The sequence below is a fragment of the Dehalococcoidia bacterium genome (assembly GCA_025054935.1).
In the GTDB taxonomy this organism is placed as follows: Bacteria; Chloroflexota; Dehalococcoidia; order SpSt-223; family SpSt-223; genus JANWZD01.
Genome location: JANWZD010000067.1, coordinates 1 through 594, shown reverse-complemented (window position 1 = coordinate 594; position 594 = coordinate 1). Strand labels below are relative to the sequence as shown.

At 69.7% G+C, this 594-nt stretch carries 1 protein-coding gene; it reads right to left on the bottom strand.

Annotation, left to right across the window (positions count from 1 at the left end; translation table 11 throughout):
* Nucleotides 1-27 precede the first annotated feature (27 nt).
* Nucleotides 28-594 (bottom strand): pyridoxal-phosphate dependent enzyme (locus tag NZ773_16285; protein MCS6803486.1); only part of this gene is annotated, 567 nt, incomplete at its 5' end.

Sequence of the window (594 nt, the reverse complement as noted above, 5' to 3'; positions counted from 1 at the left end):
GTGAAGAGCGCCGCTGGCAGCCGCGCCTCAGGGCAGGGACGGCCGCGGATGATGCGCGATCTGTCGCAGGCTGCGCGCGATCTCCTCATCGCTGAGCGCGCTGTCGCTGAGCTCGCCGTCGAGGTATTTCTGGTAGCCGACGAGGTCGAGGAAACCGTGGCCGCTGTAGCAGGCGAGAATGACGCGTTCCTTCCCTTCTTCGGCGGCACGTCGCGCTTCGCGGATGACCGCGGCCAGAGCGTGGCTGGTCTCGGGAGCCGGCACCGTGCCTTCGCTGCGTGCCCAGGCGATGGCGGCGGCGAAGCATTCCCGCTGGTCGATGGCCACTGGTTCGGCCAGCCCCTGCACGACGAGGGCGCTGACCAGCGGCGCCATCCCGTGGTAGCGCAGCCCGCCAGCGTGGATCGGGCTGGGCACGAAAGCGTGCCCGAGCGAGTGCATCGGCAGCAGGGGTGTCAAGCGGGCAATGTCGCCGTGATCGTAGGTGTAGGGCGTGCGTGTCAGCGTGGGACAGGATGCGGGCTCGACGGGCACGACGCGGATCGCCGCCCCTGCGATCTTCTCGCGGACGAAGGGGAAGGCCAGGCCGGCGAA